The sequence below is a fragment of the Amycolatopsis sp. NPDC058986 genome, assembly GCF_042741125.1.
Classification (GTDB): Bacteria; Actinomycetota; Actinomycetes; order Mycobacteriales; family Pseudonocardiaceae; genus Amycolatopsis.
In genome coordinates this window covers 91,459-111,558 of the sequence record NZ_JBHYJW010000004.1, presented here as the reverse complement: position 1 = coordinate 111,558, position 20,100 = coordinate 91,459, and the positions used below count along the sequence as shown (strand labels likewise).

The window sequence follows — 20,100 nt, the reverse complement described above, 5'->3', positions numbered from 1 at the left end:
ACCGCACCCAGTTCCACGAATTGAAGGGGACGCCACGCAGATGTGCGGCATCGCAGGCACCTATCTCTGGCCCGACGGCGGCCCGCTCACCCAGCGGCTCACGAAGGCGCTGGCCCACCGCGGCCCGGACGGCGCCGGCCACTACGAGCACGCCGCCGGCGCTGGGGAAGTCCACTTCGGACACCGACGGTTGTCGATCATCGACCTGTCGGAGACCGGCGCGCAGCCGATGGTCGCCGACGGCCTCGCGCTGACCTACAACGGAGAGCTGTACAACGCGCCGGAGCTGCGTGCCGAACTGGAGGCGGCCGGGGTGCGTTTCCGTGGCACCTCGGACACCGAGGTGGTGTTGCAGGCGTGGCGGGTGTGGGACATCGGATGCCTGCCGCGGCTGCGGGGCATGTTCGCGTTCGCGGTGTTCGACGAACGCTCCGGCGAACTCGTGCTGGCCCGCGACCAGCTCGGTATCAAGCCGCTGTTCCTGGTACGACGTGGCGGCGGGGTGGTGTTCTCCTCGGAGCTGAAGGCGCTCGCGTCCGAACTCGGTGGCTCGCTGCGCATCGACGAAGCCGCCCTCGTGGCCTCGCTGCTGTACTACTGGGTGCCGGACGGCCGGTGCGCGTTCCGGGAGGCCGAGAAGCTCCCGCCCGGCAGCTGGCTGCGCTTCCACCCCGACGGACGAACCGAACAGGGCAGCTTCTGGTCCCTGCGCGAGGTCGCGGCCGAGGGCGCCGAATACACCGGTGACGTCGATCTGGACGCGGTTGTCGCCGAGTCGACAAGGAAACACCTGCTCGCGGACGTCCCCGTCGCGACGTTCCTTTCCGGTGGGCTCGATTCGAGCTACCTGACCGCGCTCGCCGCCCGCGAGCAGCCGGGGATTTCGGCTTACACCATCGGTTTCCGCGCCGAGGACGCGAAGTTCGAGGCCATGCCGGACGATCTGCGCTACGCCCGGCAGGTCGCCGCGAAGTTCGGCGTCGACCTGCACGAGATCGAGATCGCGCCGCAGGTGCTGGACCTGCTGCCGCGGATGACCTATCACCTCGACGAGCCGATCGGCGATCCGGCGGCGATCAACACCTTCCTGATCTGCACCGCCGCGCGGGAGGCCGGGGTGAAGGTCATGCTGTCCGGGATGGGCGCCGACGAGCTGTTCGCCGGTTACCGCAAGCACCTCGCGAACGTCCTGGCGCTGCGGTACCAGCAGGTCCCCGGCGCGCTGCGCAAACCAGTCCATTCCCTTGTGGACAGACTGCCGGTCGCGACGGCGAAGCGGGGCTTCCGCTCGGTGCGGTTCGCGAAGCGATTCCTTTCGTTCGCCGAGCTGCCGGAGGAGACGGCGTTCCGGCGCAGCTACACGATGTACGACCGGGCCGAGCTGCTCGATCTGCTCAACCCGGACCTTTCGTCCACTGTGGACGACGTGCTGACCGAGCACGCCGACACGTACAACGACAACGTCCTCGACGACTTCGTCAACCGGATGTGCCTCGCGGACTCCCGGCTGTTCCTGCCCGGCCTGAACCTGACCTACACCGACCGGTCCAGCATGGCGGCCTCGACCGAGGTGCGGGTGCCCTTTGTGGACGTCGAGGTCGTCAAGGCCGCCTTCCGTATCCCCGGCAACCGCAAGATCGTGGGGCGGCAGGGGAAGATGGCGCTCAAGCAGGCCGCACTGTCCATTTTGCCCGGTGAGATCGTGCACCGGCCGAAGGGCCTGTTCAGCGCGCCGATCCGGGCGTGGATGAGCCGGGACCTCGCACCCGTGGTGCGGGAGGTCGTCAACGACGGCGAACTCGTCAAATCCGGGTTCCTGCGGCGCGAGGCGTTGCAGCGGCTCGTCGACGAGGACGCGGCCGGGCAGCAGGACCGGTCGAAACACCTCTGGCACGTACTGACTCTCGAATACTGGTACCGCGGCGCCACCGCCGCGGGCGCGGGCAGCGGTAACAACTAGGAGTGACGTGAAACAGGTAGTGCAGAACTACAAGAGCGGTGAGCTGGCCCTTCTCGAGGTGGCCGCGCCGGCGTGCAAGGCGGGCGGGGTGCTCGTGCGGACGCTGTTCTCGCTGATCTCCACCGGCACCGAGATGATGAAGGTCTCCGAGGCGAGCCTTTCCTTGGTGGGCAAGGCCCGTGCCCGGCCGGACCAGGTCGCGAAGGTTGTGCAGAGCGTGGCCACCAACGGCCTCGCCGCCACCTACCGCAAGGCCATCAACAAGCTCGACTCCTACACTCCGCTCGGCTACTCGCTGTGTGGCGTGGTGGAGCAGGTCGGCGACGGCATCGAGGACGTCCAGATCGGTGACCTCGTGGCCTGCGCGGGCAACGAGCAGGCGCTGCACGCCGAGCTGAACTGGGTGCCGAAGAACCTGTACAGCCGCGTTCCCGCCGGGGTCGATCCGCGGCACGCCGCCTTCGGCACCGTCGGTTCGATCGCGATGCAGGGTGTCCGGCGCGGGGAACCGCAGCTCGGCGATGTCGCGCTGGTGATCGGGCTCGGCCTGATCGGCCAGCTCGTCGTGCAGCTGCTGACCGCGTCCGGTGTCCGCGTCATCGGTGTCGACCCGGACCCGACGCGCTGCGAACTCGGCGAAAAGCTCGGCGCGCTGGCGTGCGGGAATCCGGCGTCCGAGCAGATCGAGGCCGCGGTCGCCGAAATCACCGCGGGCCACGGCGTCGACCAGGTCTACCTCGCGGCGGGTGGCAGCACGAACGAGCCGGTGGAGCTGGCCGCGAAGCTCGCGCGCGACCGCGGCCGCATCGTCGACATCGGCAAGTGCAAGCTCGACCTGCCGTGGAACGCTTACTACGAAAAGGAACTCGAGGTCCGGTTCTCCCGTTCGTACGGACCCGGCCGCTACGACCCGGAATACGAACTCCAGGGCCGCGACTACCCGATCGGCCAGGTGCGCTGGACGGAACGCCGCAATATCGAAAGCGTTCTCGACCTGATCGCCCGCAAGCGCATCGACGTCGAACCACTGATCTCGCACGTCGCGGACTTCTCGACCGCCGTCGAGACGTACCGCAAGCTCAACGACGGTGAGCTGAAAGCGGTGGCGGTGCTCTTCCGCTACCCGGACGCGCTGGCCGACGTCCATGTCCAGGAAGCCATTCTCACGGCGCCGCGGGTGGCTCCGGCGACCAAGGTCGCGAAGGCGCTTCCGCTGGGGCAGCCGCTGCGGCTCGGCTTCATCGGCGCGGGGAACTACGCGTCCTCGATGCTCCTGCCGCATCTGGCCGAGATGACCGACGTCCAGCTCCGGCACGTGGCCACCACCTCGGCGCTGTCCGGAGCCAACGCTCAGCGCAAGTTCGGCTTCGCCGAGGCGTCCACCGATGTCGACAAGGTACTGGAGGACCCGTCGATCGACGCGGTGTTCGTCGTGACCCGGCACAGCTCGCACGCCGAGCTGACCCGCCGCGCGTTGCTCGCGGGCAAGGCCGTGTTCGTCGAGAAACCCCTTGCCCTGTCGGAAAAAGAGCTGACCACCGTGGTGGAGGCTATCGAGGAGTCGGGCAACGACCGGGTCCAGGTCGGGTTCAACCGCCGCTTCGCACCGCTGCTGCTGGAGGCGCGGGGCCAGTTCGGCCCGCGGGTCGGCGCGGCTTCGGTGCGCTACCTCGTCAACGCCGGACGTCTCGAGCACAACAGCTGGTACAACCAGGTCGAGAGCGAGGGCTCGCGGTTCGCCGGTGAGGGCGGGCACTTCATCGACACGGTGAGCTGGCTGCTCGGCAGCGACCCGGTTTCGGTGTACGCGTGCGCGACTCCGAGCGGCGCCGACCTCCAGATCCTCCTGCGCTACCCGGACGGCTCGACGGCTTCGATCAGCTACGCCACCAGCGGGTCCAGTGGTTTCCCGAAGGAAACGCTCGACGTCGTCGCGGACGGGAAGGTCCTGAAGTTCGACGACTTCGTCCGCGCGTCGGTGTTCTCCCGCAAGAAGTGGGCCAGCTCGCGGATTCCGAAGGGCCGCGACAAGGGCCAGCGCGCCGAACTGGAGGCGTTCGTCCGCGCGGTCCGGCGCGGTTCACCGATGCCGGTTTCGCTGAATTCCCTGGTCGCGACGACGCTCACCACGTTGGCCGTGCAGCGCAGCCTCACCACCGGCACCCCGGTGCGGATCGAGGGTTCGTGATGGATCCCGCCTGGTACCTGCGCCGGCTGTCCCGGATGGGACCGGCCGAGATCGCCGGGCGCGTCACCGACGTCGTCCGGAAACGGCAGTGGCGTGAGCTGCCCGCCCAGTCCACGCCGTTGCCCCGGCGAAGATTCGCCGCGGTCCTCGATGACGACGTGCTCAAGGCCGTCGGCGACGAGGCCGTAACCCGGCTCGTCGCCACTGCAGACCGCTTGCTGGACGGCCATGGCGAGTACTTCGGTGTCGAACGGCACGACCTGGTCGCGCCGGAGTGGTCCCGCGACCCGAAGACCGGGCTCGGCGCACCGTCCGATGTGTACTCGTTCGACATCGACTACCGCAGCGAGGACACGGTCGGGGACATCAAGCAGATCTGGGAACCCTCACGGCACCAGCACCTGACCGTGCTCGCCGCCGCGTTCGCGCTGACCGGCGAGGTGCGGTACGCCCGGCGCGTCGCCGAACACCTGCGGTCCTGGTGGTCGGCCAACCCGCCGATGCGTGGTGTGCACTGGGTGAGCGGGATCGAACTGGGCATCCGGCTGCTGTCCTGGGTCTGGGTCCGCCGCCTGCTCGACGGCTGGCCAGGGGCGCGCGACCTGTTCGAGGACAACCCGGTGGCACTGCGGCAGATCTGGTACCACCAGCGCTGGCTCGAGGACTTCCCGAGCCGGGGTTCCTCGGCGAACAACCACGTCATCGCCGAGGCGGCCGGGCAGCTCGCCGCCGCGAGCGCGTTCGCGTGGTTCCCGGAATCCCCGGGCTGGCGGGCGGACGCGCTGCGCTCGCTCGACGAGCACCTGCGCGCGAACACCTTCGACTCCGGCCTGAACCGCGAGCTGGCCACCGAGTACCACGGCCTCGTCCTGGAACTGGGTCTCGCGGCGGCACTGGAGGCGAACGCCGCGGGCGCCCACGTTCCGGATTCGACCTGGCTCGTCCTGCGACGGATGTGCGATGCACTGGCGTCCATTGTGGACGTGAAGCTGCATCCGCCGAGGCAGGGTGACGCCGACGACGGTTTCGGCCTGATCTTCGACGGTCCCGACGTCGGTCGCTGGGCGTCGTTGCTCGCCACCGGGGACGCGCTGTTCGGCCGTCGCGACTGGTGGCCGGAAGTGTCCGAAAAGGACGTACGAACCCCGCTGCTCGCCGCGCTCGGCCCGGTGCCACAACCGACGTCCGCGCGGCCCGTGCGCCGCCCGGCGCATCTCGCCGACGCCGGGATGACCGTCCTGCGTTCGCGCGGCGAAACGGGGGAGATCTGGTGCCGGTGCGACGCCGGGCCGCACGGCTTCCTCTCGATCGCCGCCCACGCGCACGCCGACGCGCTCTCGGTGGAGGTCCGGCACGACGGCGTCGAGATCCTCGCGGACCCGGGAACGTATTGCTACCACGGCGAACCCCGCTGGCGGTCGTACTTCCGGTCCACCCTCGGCCACAACACCCTGGAGCTGGACGGTGCCGATCAGTCTGCTTCGGGCGGTCCGTTCCTGTGGATCCAGCACGCGCACAGCACGGTTCTCGACGTGCATACTCCGGACAGTGGCCCGTCGCGCTGGAGTGCCGAGCATGACGGCTACCGTCCGGCGATCCACCGCCGCTCGGTGACACTCGACGGCGAGGTGCTCACGATCCTCGACGAGGTCGACGGCTCGGAAGGTCGCTGGGGCAGGCTCGCCTTCCATCTCGGGCCCGCGGTCGACGTCTCGCTCGATGGGCACACCGCGAGTCTGAAGTGGACACAAGGGCGCGCCGCGGTGCTGGAACTCCCGCCGGAGCTGGCTTGGACGGCACACCGGGGCCAGGAGGATCCGCCGCTGGGCTGGTATTCCGCGGGCTTCGGCCGTCGTGAGCCCGCGACGACGTTGGTCGGCAGTGGCGGTGCCGGTGCGGTGACGACGAGACTGAGATTCGCGAGATAGTCCACAGTAGACAGTCCAGATCGGAAGGAGGTTCGCGGTGATCCGCACGAAAAGCCTGATGGCACTGCTGGGCGTGGCAGCGCTGGTACTGAGCGCGTGCTCCGGGCAGGACGGCGACGCCGCGAACCGGCCGCCGTCGGCCGCGCCGTCCGGGCAGGTCGCGGCGGTGTGCGACAAGCTGCCGCCCGGCCCGGCCACCGCACCGGCGGGCGCGGTGACGATCGACCCGGCCGTCAAGGGGGACATCCGGGAGAAGACCAAGTCCAGCCCAGCGGGTACGACGTTCTGGCTGGCGCCGGGCGCGCACCTGCTCGGTGACGACCGGTACAACCAGGTAGAGCCGAAGGACGGCGATGTCTACATCGGTGCGCCCGGGGCCATTGTGGACGGTAAGAAGCTCAACAACTACGCGTTCACCGGCCACGCGAAGAACGTCAAAATCCAGAACCTGACCGTCCAGGGTTTCACCGCGCCCCGCGACGAGGGCGTGGTCAACCACGACTCCGGCGACGGCTGGGTGATCGAGCACAGCGCGATCCAGGACAACGACGGCGCCGGGCTGATGGCGGGCGACCGTCAACAGGTCAGGGGCAACTGCCTGCGACGCAACGGGCAGTACGGGATGAACGCGTTCGCCGAGGGCAACCGGATCACCGGGCTCGTCGTCGAGGGCAACGAGATCGCCGGGAACAACACCGGTGACTGGGAAAAACACGTCGACGGCTGCGGCTGCACCGGCGGCGTCAAGTTCTGGTCGGTCAACGGCGCCGACATCAGCGGGAACTGGGTGCACGACAACCGCGGCACCGGCCTGTGGGCCGACACGAACAACAACGACTTCCTCATCGCGAGCAATGTCATCGAGGGCAACGACGGCGCCGCGATCTTCTACGAGATCAGCTACAACGCGATCATCCGGGACAACACCATCCGCCGGAACAACTGGGTCGACGGCCGCAAGCGCGCGGACAGCGGCGACAACTTCCCGGCGGGCACCATCTACCTGTCCGAGGCGGGCGGCGACCCACGGGTGAAGGCTCGCACCGACAAGATCGATGTCTTCGGCAACGTGCTGCAGGACAACTGGTCCGGCGTGACGTTGTGGGAGAACGCCGACCGGTTCTGCAACAGCCCGGCGAACACCTCCACCGACTCCTGTACCCGCCTGGTCACCAATCGTACCCAGTGCGCGGCGCCCGGAATCGACACCGCACAGTTAAAGGCCGACTGCCGCTGGAAGACCCAGCGCGTCGAGATCCACGACAACCGGTTCCTGCTCGACCCCGCCGTCATCGGCTGCACGGTCACCTGCGGCCGGATGGCGTTGCTGTCGAACTACGGCACCTACCCGGAGTGGTCGCCGTACAAGGGCGGCGTGGTGCAGGACGCGATCACGTTCAACCAGGGCAACCGCTGGTACCACAACACCTACGCCGGCCCGTGGACGTTCGTGGTTCACCAGCCCGGCCAGGTCGTCGAGTTCGGGGAGTGGCAGGGCGCGCCGTACCAGCAGGACAAGGAGAGCACGTTCGGCAGGGGTGGTGGCTGACGTGGCCGACACGACCGCGCGGACGCCCACCTCCTCGTCCATTGTGGACACAGAGCGCCCGCCGAAACTGGTGGGTGCCGCGTGGACACTGCTGATCATCAACACCCTCGGCTCGACCGGGGCGCAGACCGTGATCCCGCTGCCGCGTTCGGTGAGCCAGCTCGTCACCATGGGCTCCCTGATGACGGCGTTCGTGCTGGCGCTGGTGCTCAACCCCCGCCTCCGGATCCGGCCGAGCGCCTATCTGCTGCTGCTCACGTTCCTGCTGCTCACCAGCATCGTGGCGAGCGTGGACCTGCAGTCGGGCCTCGGCGCGCTCTTCCGGTGCTTCCGGTTTTCGGTTTTCCTGGCCACCCTGTGGCTGCTGACGCGGTGGTGGGACGGTGGTGTCACGTTCGTCCGGCACCACATCCGCGCGTACGGCGCGATCCTCGTGACCGTGGCGATCGGGCTCGTCGTCGCACCGGGCAAGGCTTTTCCGGACATCTACGGCGGCAGGCTCTCCGGTGCGGTGTGGCCGCTCACCCCGCCGCAGGTCGGACAGTACGCGGCGATCATCGCCGGACTTTCGCTGCTGCTCTGGCTCGGCCGCCGGACGGACCGCTGGAGCGCGCTGGCCGTCGTCGTCCCGTCGCTCGGCCTCCTGCTGCTGACCCACACCCGCACGGCGACGCTCGGCCTCGTCGTCGGGCTGGCGGTCGCGCTCGGCTCGCTGCTGCTGACCAGCCCCCGCGTGCGGAAGGTGTTCGCGTGGAGCGCGCTGGTGGTCGGGTTCGCGGCGGTCGCGCTGGCCTCGGCGTTGCAGACCTGGTTCCTGCGCGGGCAGAGCGCGGACAACTTCTCCAGTCTGACCGGCCGTGCGAAGGTGTGGGACGCCCTGCTGGACGCGCCGCGCTCGACGTTCGACTATCTCTTCGGCGTCGGGCTGACCGACAAGTCCTACGCCGGGCTGCCGATCGACAACAGCTGGCTGGCGGTCTACCACGAGCAGGGTTACCTCGGGATCGGACTGGTGGCGGCGTTCCTGCTGGTCCTGGTGGCCGTCGCGGTCCTGCGTCCGCCCTCGCTGCAACGCGCCTGCGCGATCTTCCTGATCGCGTACTGCCTGAGCGCGTCCTACACCGAGGCCGGGCTGGGCGACGCCTCGCCGTATCTGCTGCACCTGGCGGTCGCGGCGTCCTTGCTGGCCCGCGGTCCGGCGTCGGACAGTGCCGAAGAGAAGTTCATTCCCGGGGGAGGGGTGCGACGATGAAGGTGCTGGTGGTGCACAACCGCTACCGGTCCGAGCAGCCGAGCGGCGAGAACACCGTCGTCGACCAGGAGATGGCCCTGCTCGCCGACGGCGGGCACCAGGTCGGGTTGTTCGAACGCCGTAGCGACGACATCGCCTCGATGTCCTTGCCGCGTAAGGCCGCCGTGCCATTGCTCGTGCCGTGGAACCCGGCGGCGCGGCGAGACCTGGTGACCCGCTTGCGGGCCGACCGCCCGGACGTCGTGCACCTGCACAACACGTTCCCGCTGCTCTCACCGTCGGTCGTGGCCGCTTGCGCGGACGCGCGGGTGCCGGTGGTCGCGACGCTGCACAACTACACGATGGTCTGTCCACCTGGGACGCTTTACCGCGACGGGCGCATCTGCACCGACTGCGTCGGCGGCTCGCCGCTGCCCGCCGTGCGGCACGGCTGCTACCGGGGTTCCGCGGTCGCGACGGCGCCGATGGCGGTGAGCATGGTCGCGAACCGGCGGCGCTGGTGGTCCGGGATCGACCGGTTCTTCTGCATTTCGGCCGCACAGCGTGCCACGCTGGTGGCGGCGGGGATGCCCGCCGAACGGCTCGTCGTGAAGCACAACTTCGTCCCCGACCCTGGTGTGCGTCGGTCCGGCACGGGCTCCCACATACTGTTTCTCGGCCGGATCACCGCGGAGAAGGGCATCCTGACCTTGATGACCGCGTGGGATCGCGTGGCGGCCTCCGGTGGTCTCGGGTTACCGCTGGTCATCGCGGGCACCGGCCCGCTCTCCGACGACGTCTCTCGCTGGGCCTCGGGCCGGGAGGACGTCCGGTATGTGGGCCTGCAGTCCAAAGAGGACTGCCGGGCGCTGACCGCGGACGCCGCCGCGGTGGTCGCGCCCTCGTCGTGGCTGGAGGCGTTCGGGCTGGTAGTCGTCGAGGCGATGGCCGCCGGCGTGCCAACGGTCGCGGCGGCTCACGGGGCTTTCACCGAGCTGGTCGATGATGGGGAGACGGGCCTGCTGCACCGCCCGGACGATCCGGCGTCGCTGGCGGAGTGCCTGCGGCGGATCGTCTCGGCGGACAACCGCGCGATGGGCGAAGCGGCGAGGCTGCGCTACGAAAAGGGCTTCACGCCGTCGGTCGGGCTGGACCGGCTGATCGCCGGATACACCGACGCGATCGCCACCCACACCTCGTCCGGCGGTGCGGGCCGGGCGAGGAGCATGCGCTGACTGACGTACGAGGCAACGCCCGCCGGGTGTTCGACGCCGTCGCGTCCGCACCCGCGGCCTTGCCGCCCCTGCTGCGTGCTCCGGCTCTCGTGCTGGTGATTCTCGGTGTGCTCGTGGTTTTCGTGCTCGCCGTGGTCTTCGCGGGCGAGACGTCGGTCGGCGGCGTGGACGCGGCGATCCTGCCCGCCATCGACGGCGTTACGCCGCCGCTGCGCTACGCGGCGTTGGTGTTCGATTTCGGCGGTGAACCACTGGGCTCGCCGCTGCTGGTGGCGGCGGTGGCAGGGATGTGTCTGTGGCGGCGCCGGATGCGGCTCGCGGTGGTGACCATCGCCGGGGTCGTCGTGACGGTCGGGGTGACCAGTGTGCTGAAACCCGTTGTCGGCCGGATGATCCACGGCCACTACTTGTCGTTCCCCAGCGGCCACACCGCTTTCGCGACCGCGTTGGCCGTGGTGGTGGCGTTGCTCTTCGCCGAGCGGCTGAGCCGGGTCGCGGCCGTGTCGCTGCTCCTGGGGTTGGGGCTGATCGCCGCGTTGCTGATGGGCTGGGCGCAGGTCGCGCTCGGGGCGCACTATCCGACCGACGCGCTGGGCGGCTTCTTCACGGCACTCGCCGTCATGCTCGCGGTGGCCTGGTGCGTGGACCGGCTCTTGCCCCGCCGTCACGCTGGATGATCAAGCGCTAACCTTGAGCACCAAATACGGCCTTTCGGCTCAGTATCTTGCGCCGAATGCTCAGGGGGAGACATGTCGGAGGAGATGAAGAGCGCGGTGCGCACCAACGTGTCCGGCACCGCGGACACCGTCGTGCAGGTCGCGGAGCAGCATGGCGACACGAACATCCACCTGCCGCGGAAACCCGGTTCGCCGTGGCTGATCGGCGCGATGCTCTTCGTGGTCATCGTGGCCGCGGCCGTGGTCGTTTATCTCGAGCACGAGCGGCTGTCCGCCCGGTCAGCGCCGGAGTCGCAGACGCCTTCGGTCCAACCTCCGGCTGCGGGCGGGGTTCTCGACTGTGGTCCCACCGCGCAACCGATCTACAGCGGTTCCTATCGAGGCTGTGAGATCAAGAACGCGAACATGGGGCAGAAAACTCACGTCTCGGCCGATTGGGGCTCCAGGAGAAGGACACTGCTGGTGATCGGTCAGGGCTACCAGTTGTATGTCGCGGACAACGACGGGCCGTTCAGCACGCTGGGCAAGGTCGCCGCCTCGGGAGGCGGCGGCCTCTTCTTCACCTATACCGGGGACAACGCGGGCTACGTCCGGTTTCTCGCCACGGATTCGAAGCGTTACTGCCTCGACCTCACCGCGGCCCCCGTCGGCTCCGGGAAGCCGGCGACGCGAGGCGACTGGTACGTCTGCTGACCGGCGATCGGCCGATCCGCGACGTGAAAGACGTTGCGTCTCGGTCTGCGCAGGGGGTCCAGGTAATCCGGCGGGATGAACTCGGGGAGTCCGTCTTCGGCGACGCGGACCGACCAGCCGGCGTGATGCAGCAGCCGGTGGTGGGCGCCGCAGAGCAGGACGAAATTCCGGAGGACGGTGAGTCCGCCGTTCACCCACTCGAGCACGTGGTGGGCGTCGCAGTGTCTCGGTTTCCGCCGACAGCCTGGGAACGCGCAGCCGCCGTCCCGGATGACCAACGCCTTGCGCAGGGCCGGGGTGACGAGTCGCTTGGCCCGGCCGAGGTCGAGGGGTTCGCCCTGGGAACCCAGTACCGCAGGGATGACCTGGCAGTCGCAGGCCAGCACCCGGGCCTCGGTGGCGGAGATCTTGCTGACCATGTCCAGGCAGGCGGTGCCGAGCTGGGACTTCAAGTCCTCCAACGTCACCGTGACTAGCAATTGGGCGCGGTCGCCGCCGGGCGCGTCGGGGGTGTTGGCGAGCATGGCGATGGCTTCGCCGAAGGCTTCCCCGTAACGCTGGGACGGCGATCGCAAGTCCGGCCACTTCTCTTCGCCCGCGGGGCGCGGGGTGGCCAGCGGGTCGAGGACGGTGCTGAGCCGGACTCCGGTGATGGGGTCGAGTTGCCCGTCGATGTCGAACCAGCCGTCTTTCCGTTGCCGCAGCCGTAACTCGGGTTTGCGGTCTGACGGCGTCGGGTCCTTCGGTGGCTTTCCGTCCTGATCCATGCGGGCCAGGATCTCGTCGGCGGCCTTGGCCACTTCCTGTGGTGTCGCGTGGCGGGCGAGTTCGACGAGGATCTTCTCCGCGCTGCTTCTGTCCTCTTCGGACACAAAGCTGGGGACCTTCTTGAGGAAGTGGAGGATCCTGTCGCTGTGGTGTGGCCCGATCTCACCGTCAAGAGCGGCCGTCCCGGTTGCGGCCGCGTCCGCGGGGAGTTCGGTACCGTCGATGTTACGGCCGGGATTCAACCCGTGGGCCCGATCGAGGTACTTTTTGGCTTCACCACGCGACATTCGCCCCAGGTGCGCGAACCATGCCGCGGTAGATCTGTAGCCGTACAGCTCGGAGGCGCCACGCGAGTCGATCTCTACGAGGAACTGCCCGAGCTCGGCGTCCAGGCGCCACATGGACTCCAGCCGTGTACGCACCTCGTCGGCGAGTTCACGACCGGATCGCCGCCACAGCTCCTGCGGCGGTTCCAGAGTGGACGGATTCTCGGACACGCCACCCATCATACCGCGCTACTAGAACATACGTTCGACACGAACGAGTGAATTCCGGCGTGGTGCTTCCGCGCTGATGGTCCGTGAAGGCCTCCTTCACAGCGCTCAACGCCGGTAAGGAGGCCTTCACGGCATTGGGCGAGGGCTCAGCGGTCCGTGTACTTCACCGCGGTCAGCGTGATCACCGTGTGCGGCGGGACCTTCGTGCCCGCCGGCGGATCCTGGCCCACCTGCACCCAGTTCCGGTCGTTGATCAGGGCCCGGCCCAGCCCCTTCCCATCCACCTCGCGCAGGTTGTAGAGCCCGGCGGCCTGCATGGTGTCCTGCGCCTGCTGGTGGTTCATCCCGGAGACGTCGGGGACCGTGATCAACTTCGCCGCGGTGCTGCTGGTGGGAGAGCCTCCGGTCGGCGCCGAGGACGCGGGAGAACGCTGTTGCCCGGGTGCCCCGCAAGCGGACAACGCAGCGACGAGGACCACCGACGGCACGGCTTTCCGAACTATCGAAGACAACCGCATCCCCTCTCGCCGACGTCCTCACGAACAGTGTGGCACTCAGGAGCCGCTGAAGGTACTCCCCGCGTCCTGCCCGTACGGCGCGGCCTGCCAGCGCGCGACGTCGAAGGTTCGTGACGTGTCGTGCGCGGTGAAGCGCCACGGGCCGTTGTAGGTGTTCGACCGCCAGTGGTTGTCCTGCCCGAACGTGACCGCCTCCTGCACCACCTCACCGTGGTACGGCGACCAGTCCGGGTACGTCCCGAAGTTCGCCAGTAACGCCATCCGACCGCACGATCCCACGGCACAACCGAGCCGCCCGGGATCGAAGTGGAACGTGTTCTCGTGAATGGAAACCCGCTGCGTCTTCCACCGGCAGTCCGAGTATTTCGCGCCGGACGCGATTTCCGGCTGCGCGCACGAAGATGTCGGGCCGTTCGTCCGGGTGCAGTAGTTCGTCGAGGTGTTCGCGGGGCTGTTGCAGAAGCGGTCCGCGTTCTCCCACAGCGTGATCCCGGACCAGTTGTCCTCGAACGTGTTCCCGGTGATGTCGATGGACGACGTCCTGGCTCGCACGCGCGGTTCCCCACCGGACTCCGAGAGATACACCGTCGCCGTCGGGAAGTTGTCGCCACGGTCGGCGAACCGGCGGCCCTGCACGACGCCGTTGCCGTGGAACGTGTTGTTCCGCAGGATCAGGTTGTAACTGGTCTCGTAGAACAGCCCTTCCGCCTCGTTCGCCTCGAACAGGTTGTCCTCGACGAGGAAGTCGTTGTTGTTCGTGTCCGCCCACAGGCCGGCGCCGTGGTTGTGATGGATCCGGTTCCGCCGCACGTCGGCGCCGTCGACCACCCAGAACTTCGCGCCACCACTGCAGCCGCAGCCCGGGACCTTCGTTTCCCAGTCGCCGGTGTTGTTGCCGGTGATCTCGTTGTCCTCCAGCACGAGCCCGGTGATCCCGTCGCCAGGCTGATAGGCGTTCAGCCCGTACTGCCCGTTGTCCCGCAGGCACGTGTGCCGCACCTGTTGCCGCGCACCGGCCATCAGCCCGGCGCCCTCGTTCCGTTCGATCGTGGCGTTCTCGATCGTCCAGCCGTCCCCGGAATCGTGGTTCACCACGCCCTGGTCCCGCGGCGCCGCGAAACCGCGCACGGTCAGGTTCCGGATGGCGACGTCGTGCGCGCGGCCGGTGAAGGCGTACTTGTTGATCCCGCGTCCGTCCAGCACCGCGCCGGGCGCGCCGAGATAGATGTCGCCGTCCTTGGGGGTGCCTGGCCGAACTCGTCCTTGCCGAGGGTGTGCGTGCCCGGGCCGAGCCAGAACGTCGTCCCGGGCGGGGACGACGTGGTCTTCGCGGTCAGGTCGGCGTCCACCGCGGGATCGACGAGGACGGCGCCAGCAGGCGCCGACGGGTACGAGACCGGCTGGTGGTCGCAGACCGGCGCGCCGGGGGCGGCTGCCGCCAAGGCCGGGAAAAGACACGACATCAGCAGCGCGGACGCCAGCAGCACACCTGATCTCGGCATACGGGTAACGGTACGTCCGACCGGGCGTCACCGCTGTCACCCCGAAGTGTGGACTCGTGCGCGTTCCACCGCCAGAACCAGGCAGAACGCGCACGAACCCCGCTACGCGAACCGCCTGAACACCGGCTTCACCGAGCGGCCGCCCATGAACGCGGCCGGGTCGTCGGCGTCGAGTGCCTTGCGGTAGACGGTGCACGCCTGCGCCACGACGTCGATCGTCCGGTCGATGTCGGCCTCGGTCAGCGCACTGCTGACCACAAAGGACGGACCGATCACCCCGCCGGTGAGAAGCTGCCGCAGGAACAACGTCCGGTACGGTTGCGACGGCTTGAGCCGCTCGTCCAGTGTCGCGAACACGAGGTTGCTGGCCCGCCCCCGTACGAGGACGTGCTCGCCGACCCCCATGCTTTCGGCGACCTCGCGGACTCCCGTCGCGAGCCGCCCACCGAGGGTGTGCAGCCGCGCGGTGACGCCCTCTTCGGCGTAGGTGTCGAACACCGCGATCGCGGCGGCCAGCGAGTGCGTTTCCGCGCCGTGCGTGGTCGAAAGCAGGAACACCCGGTCCCGCGTATCGCGCAGGCCGCCCAGCTCCATCAGCTCGCGACGTCCCGCCAAGGCCGACACGGCGAACCCGTTGCCCAGCGCCTTCCCGAACGTCGAGAGATCGGGCTGGACGCCGTAGAGCCCCTGAGCGCCGGCCTCCGACCAGCGGAACCCGGTGATCATCTCGTCGAAGATCAGCACACATCCGTGCCGGTGCGCCAGCTCGCGTAGCGCGGCGAGGTAGCCGGGCGCCGGTTCGGTCTGCGTCGCGGGTTCGAGGATCAGGCACGCGACCTTTCCCTCGTGCTCCCGCAACATCTCTTCGGTGGCCGCGAGGTCGCCGTAGGGGAACGACACGGTCAGCGCTGTCGTCTCGCCCGGGATTCCCGACGACATCGCGGTGGTGCCGATGAACCAGTCGTCGACGGAGAAGAACGCGTGGTCGGCGCAGATCGCCACCAGCGGCCTGCCGGTGGCCGCGCGGGCCAGCCGGACGGCCGCGGTGGTCGCGTCCGAACCGTTCTTCGCGAACTTCACCATTTCCGCGGTCGGCACCGAGGCGAGGAATCGTTCCGCCGCCTCGGCCTCCACAATGGACGGACGGACGAAGTTGCTGCCTCGCTCGATCTCGCGGCGCACCGCCTCGACGACGCGCGGGTGTACGTGCCCGAGGCTGACCGAACGCAACCCGGAGCCGTATTCGATGTACTCGTTCCCGTCGATGTCCCACACGTGGGCGCCCTTGCCGTGCGAGATCACCGGCGCCAGGTCTTCGGGATACTGGTCTTCCCCCTTGGCGTAGGTGTGCGCGCCGCCGGGAATCGCCGCGTGCAGCCGCTCGTTCGCCTCTGACGATCGTGGCAGCGGCCGGTTCTCGGTCATGTCGGTTTTCCCCCGATCACCTCGGTGAGTTTCGGTGCCTTTCTGTCTCGCGATGACGCCGTTGTCACCGGAAGCGGCCAGGGGATGGCGAGTTCGGGGTCGTCGAAGGCGATGGTGACGTCCTCCGCAGGGTCGTGCGCCCGGTCGATCCGGTACGACACGTCGGCGGGATCGGTCAGCGCCTGGAACCCGTGTGCGCATCCCGCGGGGATGTAGAGCGAAACCTGGGTTTCCCCGGAAAGCTCGAAGTATTCCTGATTGCGGTAGGTCGGCGAATCGGGCCGCAGATCCACGACGACGTCGAAAATCTCTCCGTACGAACAGCGGACCAGTTTCGCCTCGCCCTTGCCCGAACGCAGATGCATTCCGCGCAACACGCCTTTGCGGGAGCGGGACACGCTGTCCTGGAGGAATCCGTCCGGGTCGATGCCGACCGACCGCGCGACGCCGGCGTCGAAAGTGCGACTGAAGAAACCGCGTTCGTCGACATGCGGGGTCGGTTCGAAAAGATACGCGCCGGTGATGGTGGTGACCGGGGAGACTTTCATCGGGCGCCCCTCGGGATCAATGTGTCGGACAGTGTGGCGAACTGGTGCTTGAGCCGTTCGGAAAGCCCGGCGTTGCGCGAGGCCAGCGTTGCGCGCAGTTCGGCGGACCGTGCTTCCAGTTCGGTGAACTGCGTGATCAGCCGCTCGAGGTCGATGGCACGGGCCGACTGACAGAATTCGGCGAGCCCCAGTTCCGCCATGAGCACGTCGTTCTTCTTCGCGTACCCAATTGCCACGGTCGGTTTCGCGAGCTTCAGCGCGCACAGGACGTTGTGATAGCGAGTGGCCACGACCGTCTCGACGCACGCCATCGAGGTCATCAGCTCGTCCAAAGTGGACATCGGCGCCGCGGTGACCAGCGGCGAGTCCACAGTGGCCCGGATCGCGTCCGTGACCTCGGTGTCCGCCTGGTCGCCGATGAACAGCCGCACCGGCCGTCCCCGGTCGACGAGCCATTGGACGAACGCGGTCATGGTGCCGACGTAGTCGCGATAGATCTCGTCGGCATGTGCGCGGTCGTCGTTCCCGCCGGAGTACGCCATCACGCCGACGCCGACGGTCCCGAGTTCGGCGGGCACGTCCGGCACCGGCAACGCGAAGGCGAGGTCCGGATAGACCTGATCGCGCGAGACGTCGACACCCATGGCGCGCATGGCGTCCTGCGACAGTTCGTCCCGATAGGACCGATACGCCGCCAGCCGCGCAGCCGTCCGCACGATCGCCCGGGTGACCCGGTGGGTGATCACGTTGGCGCCGACGCTGACCAGTGCCACGCGCGTGCCGAGCAGCCGACCGGACGCGCAGAGCAGCAGCAGTGCGTACGGGAAACCCCAGGGGCGCAAGGGAAGCGTGGCTTCGAGCACGCCCATGCCCGGCACGATCACCGCGTCCTGGCGGCGAACCCACCGCGCGGTCCGGACGATGTCGACGACCTTGCCGAACCCTTTCAGCGCGATCGACCGCACCCCGGACGCCGTGCGGTATTCGTCGCGGTACCAGTTCAGCCGCGTCGCCCGGATCCCGTAGCGGGCCGAGACCTGTTCCGGCCCACCGCACAACGCGCTGATGACGGCGTCGGGATGCTCGGCCCGCAGGTAGGCGAGTACCGCCTCCAGCGAGCCGTCGTTGCCGAGGTTGCCCGAGCCCAGCAGCCCGAACACGCCGACCCGGGTGGTCACCAGCCCCGTCCTTCCTGGCCGGCGACGATCGCGCTCACCGTCAACGCCTCTTCGGGCGTCGCCGTGGGCGCCCGGTCTTCGATCCGTTCGCCGCGGGCACGCGCCCGGCTCGACGCCCACGTCCACAGGTGCCGGTAGCACTGCTGACGCTCTCTTGTGGACAGTGGCGCACGCTGGATCGCCGTGACGAACCCGAGGACGTACTCGCCGAGCAGGCGCACGGCGGGGTTCCGGAGCCGGTCCGCGCGCCGCGGGTCCAGATTCGCACACCGGCTCCGGATGGTCGGATTGGCCCGCTCGGCCCGGTGCGGGTGGTCGCGGCGGAAGTACAGCAGTTCGGGGACCTGGTGGAACGGCCCGTGCAGCGCCAGTTCCGCGACATAGGTCCGGTCCGCGTGGTGGTAGCTGTTCATCGGCGTCACGCGCCGCAGCACGTCGGAACGGATCACGCCGTAGAAGTCGTCGCCGCCAGGCTCGAACAGCAGGCTCAGGAACCGCTCCGGAGCGTACGGCGAGTCCGTGTCGATGTGGTAGTCGAACACCTGCGTGACGGCGCCGGAACCGTCGATGATCGCCGTCCCCGCGTGCGCCACGACCACGTGCGGCCGTTCGTCGAGCGCCTCGACACAGCGCAACAGCAGGTCCCGCGCGTAGAGGTCGTCGTGCGAAACCCATTTGAACAGCTCGGTCCGGCACACTTCGAAGAGGTAGTTGTGGTTCGGCGTCGCGCCGATGTTGACCGGTTGCCGGACGTACCGGATCCGCGAGTCCTTCTCCGCGTACTGGCGGCAGATCTCCTCGGTGCCATCGGCCGAAGCGTTGTCGGAGATGACCAGCTCGAAGTCCCCATAGGACTGTCCGAGCAGCGCGTCGAGCGATTCGGCCAGGTACTCCTCGCCGTTGTACACCGGAAGGCCGAGGCTCAGCCGGGGAAGAGTGGTCATGACTGGGTCATCTCCTCAGAGGTATCGGGCGCGGTGTACTCGCGAAGCCCGGCGTGCAGCTGGAACCACCAGACGATCGATCCGCTGAGCGTGGCGGTCGCGACGCCCCAGGCCGAGCCGACCGCGCCGCCGATGAAGGCGCCGATGAGGCCGCCGCCCAGGTAGAACGCGGAGGCGACGAGCTGCGAGCGCAGGCTCCGCGGCGCCGCACCCAGTGCTCGCAGGCCCGCCGCGGCGCCGGTGCTGAAGCTCGCGCCGACGACCGAGAACGTCACCGGCAGGATCAGCTGCGACGACGTCGTCCAGACCTCGCCGAGCGCGAACCGGCCCCAGGAATCCGGTAGCAGGAACAGCAGCCCGAGGCCCCACACGAACGCGGCGGCGGCCTGGCCGGTGCCGAGCAGCGCGCAGAACAACCGCAGCCGGTGCGGCGAACGGCGCAGCACCCGGGCGCCTTCGGCGACCGTGACGAGCGAAAGTCCCATCAGCAGCGCGAGGAACGGGCCGAGCAGCTGTTCAGCGCCGCGGACGGTGCCGACGGCGGCGAGCCCGGCGATCGCGCCGAGCCCGTACGCGCGCAGCTGCGACGCGCCGCTGTTGCTGACGTTCTCGATCAGGTACCGCGGCCCGAGGTCGCGGTGTTCGCCGACCCAGCCACGGACCCCACCCAGCCGGGGCAGGATTCCGGTGCGCAGTAAGCCGAAGCAGGCAGCGACGGCGCTCGCCACGCCCCAGGCCAGCAGGAACGCGACGACGCTGCGGAAGTGTGCGGCCACGAACATCGACGGGATCAGCGCGACCCCGGCGATGGCGTCGGTGGTGAACGCGCGGCGTCCTTCACCCGCCGCGAAGAAGGCGAACCGCCAGCTGTCCTGCAGCAGCAAGGCGGGCAGCGCCAGAGCGAGCGCGAGGAACGCATGGCCGACCGCGCCGCCGATGGCGAGGCCGACAAGAAGACTGCCGATGCCCGACACACAGCCGACGGCCAGCGCGGTGCCCGAAGCTCGGCCGACCGCCGCTCGCCAGTCCGTTGTGGACACTCCGCTGTAGCGCACCATCAGCGGATCGGTCGCCAGCCCGCGTGAGACGTTGAGAATGACGCCGTAGGTCACCCACGCGATACTGAACACGCCGAACGCGTGCGGGCCGAGCGAGCGGGCCACGAACATGCCGACGACGAAGTTCGTCAGGCTGGACACGGCCTGATCGCCGAGTCCCCAGCTCAACCGGCCAGCCATGGCGCGCACCGCGCCGGAACG

At 68.8% G+C, this 20,100-nt stretch carries 15 protein-coding genes and 1 pseudogene; 8 read left to right on the top strand and 8 right to left on the bottom strand.

Annotated elements, in window-relative coordinates; genetic code table 11:
- Nucleotides 1–40 precede the first annotated feature (40 nt).
- The 8 genes from asnB to ACFW0G_RS05465 all read left to right on the top strand — a co-directional run bounded on the left by asnB (nucleotide 41) and on the right by ACFW0G_RS05465 (nucleotide 11,461).
- Complete coding sequence (gene asnB / locus ACFW0G_RS05500) at nucleotides 41–1,960, top strand: asparagine synthase (glutamine-hydrolyzing) (protein WP_378323546.1); 1,920 nt, start codon at nucleotides 41–43, stop codon at nucleotides 1,958–1,960.
- A gap of 7 nt (nucleotides 1,961–1,967) precedes the next feature.
- Nucleotides 1,968–4,148, top strand: a complete 2,181-nt coding sequence (locus ACFW0G_RS05495; RefSeq protein ID WP_378323545.1) for a bi-domain-containing oxidoreductase — start codon at nucleotides 1,968–1,970, stop codon at nucleotides 4,146–4,148.
- A complete protein-coding gene (locus ACFW0G_RS05490; protein WP_378323543.1) occupies nucleotides 4,148–6,076 on the top strand; it encodes an alginate lyase family protein in 1,929 nt (642 codons plus the stop codon). The genes ACFW0G_RS05495 and ACFW0G_RS05490 overlap by 1 nt, the downstream gene beginning before the upstream one ends.
- A 58-nt stretch (nucleotides 6,077–6,134) precedes the next feature.
- Complete coding sequence (locus ACFW0G_RS05485) at nucleotides 6,135–7,625, top strand: right-handed parallel beta-helix repeat-containing protein (RefSeq protein ID WP_378323724.1); 1,491 nt, start codon at nucleotides 6,135–6,137, stop codon at nucleotides 7,623–7,625.
- A 1-nt stretch (nucleotide 7,626) separates the two neighbouring features.
- Nucleotides 7,627–8,877, top strand: a complete 1,251-nt coding sequence (locus tag ACFW0G_RS05480; RefSeq protein ID WP_378323542.1) for an O-antigen ligase family protein — start codon at nucleotides 7,627–7,629, stop codon at nucleotides 8,875–8,877.
- Nucleotides 8,874–10,091, top strand: coding sequence for a glycosyltransferase (locus ACFW0G_RS05475; protein ID WP_378323541.1), 1,218 nt, complete (start codon nucleotides 8,874–8,876; stop codon nucleotides 10,089–10,091). The genes ACFW0G_RS05480 and ACFW0G_RS05475 overlap by 4 nt, the downstream gene beginning before the upstream one ends.
- 26 nt (nucleotides 10,092–10,117) lie before the next feature.
- A complete protein-coding gene (locus tag ACFW0G_RS05470; protein ID WP_378323540.1) occupies nucleotides 10,118–10,768 on the top strand; it encodes a phosphatase PAP2 family protein in 651 nt (216 codons plus the stop codon).
- A 72-nt stretch (nucleotides 10,769–10,840) separates the two neighbouring features.
- Nucleotides 10,841–11,461, top strand: a complete 621-nt coding sequence (locus tag ACFW0G_RS05465) for a hypothetical protein (protein WP_378323539.1) — start codon at nucleotides 10,841–10,843, stop codon at nucleotides 11,459–11,461.
- On the opposite strand, the gene ACFW0G_RS05460 is transcribed toward ACFW0G_RS05465, so the two are convergent.
- From ACFW0G_RS05460 to ACFW0G_RS05425, 8 genes and pseudogenes are all read right to left on the bottom strand, one after another.
- Nucleotides 11,386–12,726 carry a DUF222 domain-containing protein gene (locus ACFW0G_RS05460; protein WP_378323537.1) on the bottom strand — a complete coding sequence of 447 codons (1,341 nt, stop codon included), beginning with the start codon at nucleotides 12,724–12,726 and terminating at the stop codon, nucleotides 11,386–11,388. The two genes, ACFW0G_RS05465 and ACFW0G_RS05460, sit on opposite strands and share 76 nt — an antisense overlap.
- 146 nt (nucleotides 12,727–12,872) lie before the next feature.
- Nucleotides 12,873–13,097, bottom strand: coding sequence for a PASTA domain-containing protein (locus ACFW0G_RS05455; protein ID WP_378323536.1), 225 nt, complete (start codon nucleotides 13,095–13,097; stop codon nucleotides 12,873–12,875).
- Between the two features lie 183 nt (nucleotides 13,098–13,280).
- Nucleotides 13,281–14,707, bottom strand: a pseudogene (locus ACFW0G_RS05450) (right-handed parallel beta-helix repeat-containing protein).
- A gap of 141 nt (nucleotides 14,708–14,848) precedes the next feature.
- Nucleotides 14,849–16,171, bottom strand: a complete 1,323-nt coding sequence (locus ACFW0G_RS05445; protein WP_378323535.1) for a glutamate-1-semialdehyde 2,1-aminomutase — start codon at nucleotides 16,169–16,171, stop codon at nucleotides 14,849–14,851.
- Complete coding sequence (locus ACFW0G_RS05440) at nucleotides 16,168–16,719, bottom strand: dTDP-4-dehydrorhamnose 3,5-epimerase family protein (RefSeq protein WP_378323534.1); 552 nt, start codon at nucleotides 16,717–16,719, stop codon at nucleotides 16,168–16,170. The genes ACFW0G_RS05445 and ACFW0G_RS05440 overlap by 4 nt, the downstream gene beginning before the upstream one ends.
- Nucleotides 16,716–17,897: a polysaccharide pyruvyl transferase family protein gene (locus tag ACFW0G_RS05435; RefSeq protein ID WP_378323533.1), complete on the bottom strand. Its 1,182-nt coding sequence runs from the start codon at nucleotides 17,895–17,897 to the stop codon at nucleotides 16,716–16,718. The genes ACFW0G_RS05440 and ACFW0G_RS05435 overlap by 4 nt, the downstream gene beginning before the upstream one ends.
- Nucleotides 17,894–18,841, bottom strand: coding sequence for a glycosyltransferase family 2 protein (locus tag ACFW0G_RS05430; RefSeq protein ID WP_378323532.1), 948 nt, complete (start codon nucleotides 18,839–18,841; stop codon nucleotides 17,894–17,896). The genes ACFW0G_RS05435 and ACFW0G_RS05430 overlap by 4 nt, the downstream gene beginning before the upstream one ends.
- On the bottom strand, nucleotides 18,838–20,079 hold the full coding sequence (locus ACFW0G_RS05425) for a hypothetical protein (protein ID WP_378323723.1): 1,242 nt from the start codon (nucleotides 20,077–20,079) through the stop codon (nucleotides 18,838–18,840). Before ACFW0G_RS05425 ends, ACFW0G_RS05430 begins: the two co-directional genes overlap by 4 nt.
- Nucleotides 20,080–20,100 lie beyond the last annotated feature (21 nt).

Excerpts from the sequence above, each read along its gene's own strand:
- asnB (WP_378323546.1), top strand. The coding sequence starts at position 41 with ATGTGCGGCATCGCAGGCACCTATCTCTGGCCCGACGGCGGCCCGCTC.
- ACFW0G_RS05430 (WP_378323532.1), bottom strand. The coding sequence starts at position 18,841 with ATGACCACTCTTCCCCGGCTGAGCCTCGGCCTTCCGGTGTACAACGGC.
- ACFW0G_RS05440 (WP_378323534.1), bottom strand. The coding sequence starts at position 16,719 with ATGAAAGTCTCCCCGGTCACCACCATCACCGGCGCGTATCTTTTCGAA.
- ACFW0G_RS05485 (WP_378323724.1), top strand. The coding sequence starts at position 6,135 with ATGGCACTGCTGGGCGTGGCAGCGCTGGTACTGAGCGCGTGCTCCGGG.
- ACFW0G_RS05445 (WP_378323535.1), bottom strand. The coding sequence starts at position 16,171 with ATGACCGAGAACCGGCCGCTGCCACGATCGTCAGAGGCGAACGAGCGG.
- ACFW0G_RS05465 (WP_378323539.1), top strand. The coding sequence starts at position 10,841 with ATGTCGGAGGAGATGAAGAGCGCGGTGCGCACCAACGTGTCCGGCACC.
- ACFW0G_RS05425 (WP_378323723.1), bottom strand. The coding sequence starts at position 20,079 with ATGGCTGGCCGGTTGAGCTGGGGACTCGGCGATCAGGCCGTGTCCAGC.
- ACFW0G_RS05475 (WP_378323541.1), top strand. The coding sequence starts at position 8,874 with ATGAAGGTGCTGGTGGTGCACAACCGCTACCGGTCCGAGCAGCCGAGC.
- ACFW0G_RS05490 (WP_378323543.1), top strand. The coding sequence starts at position 4,148 with ATGGATCCCGCCTGGTACCTGCGCCGGCTGTCCCGGATGGGACCGGCC.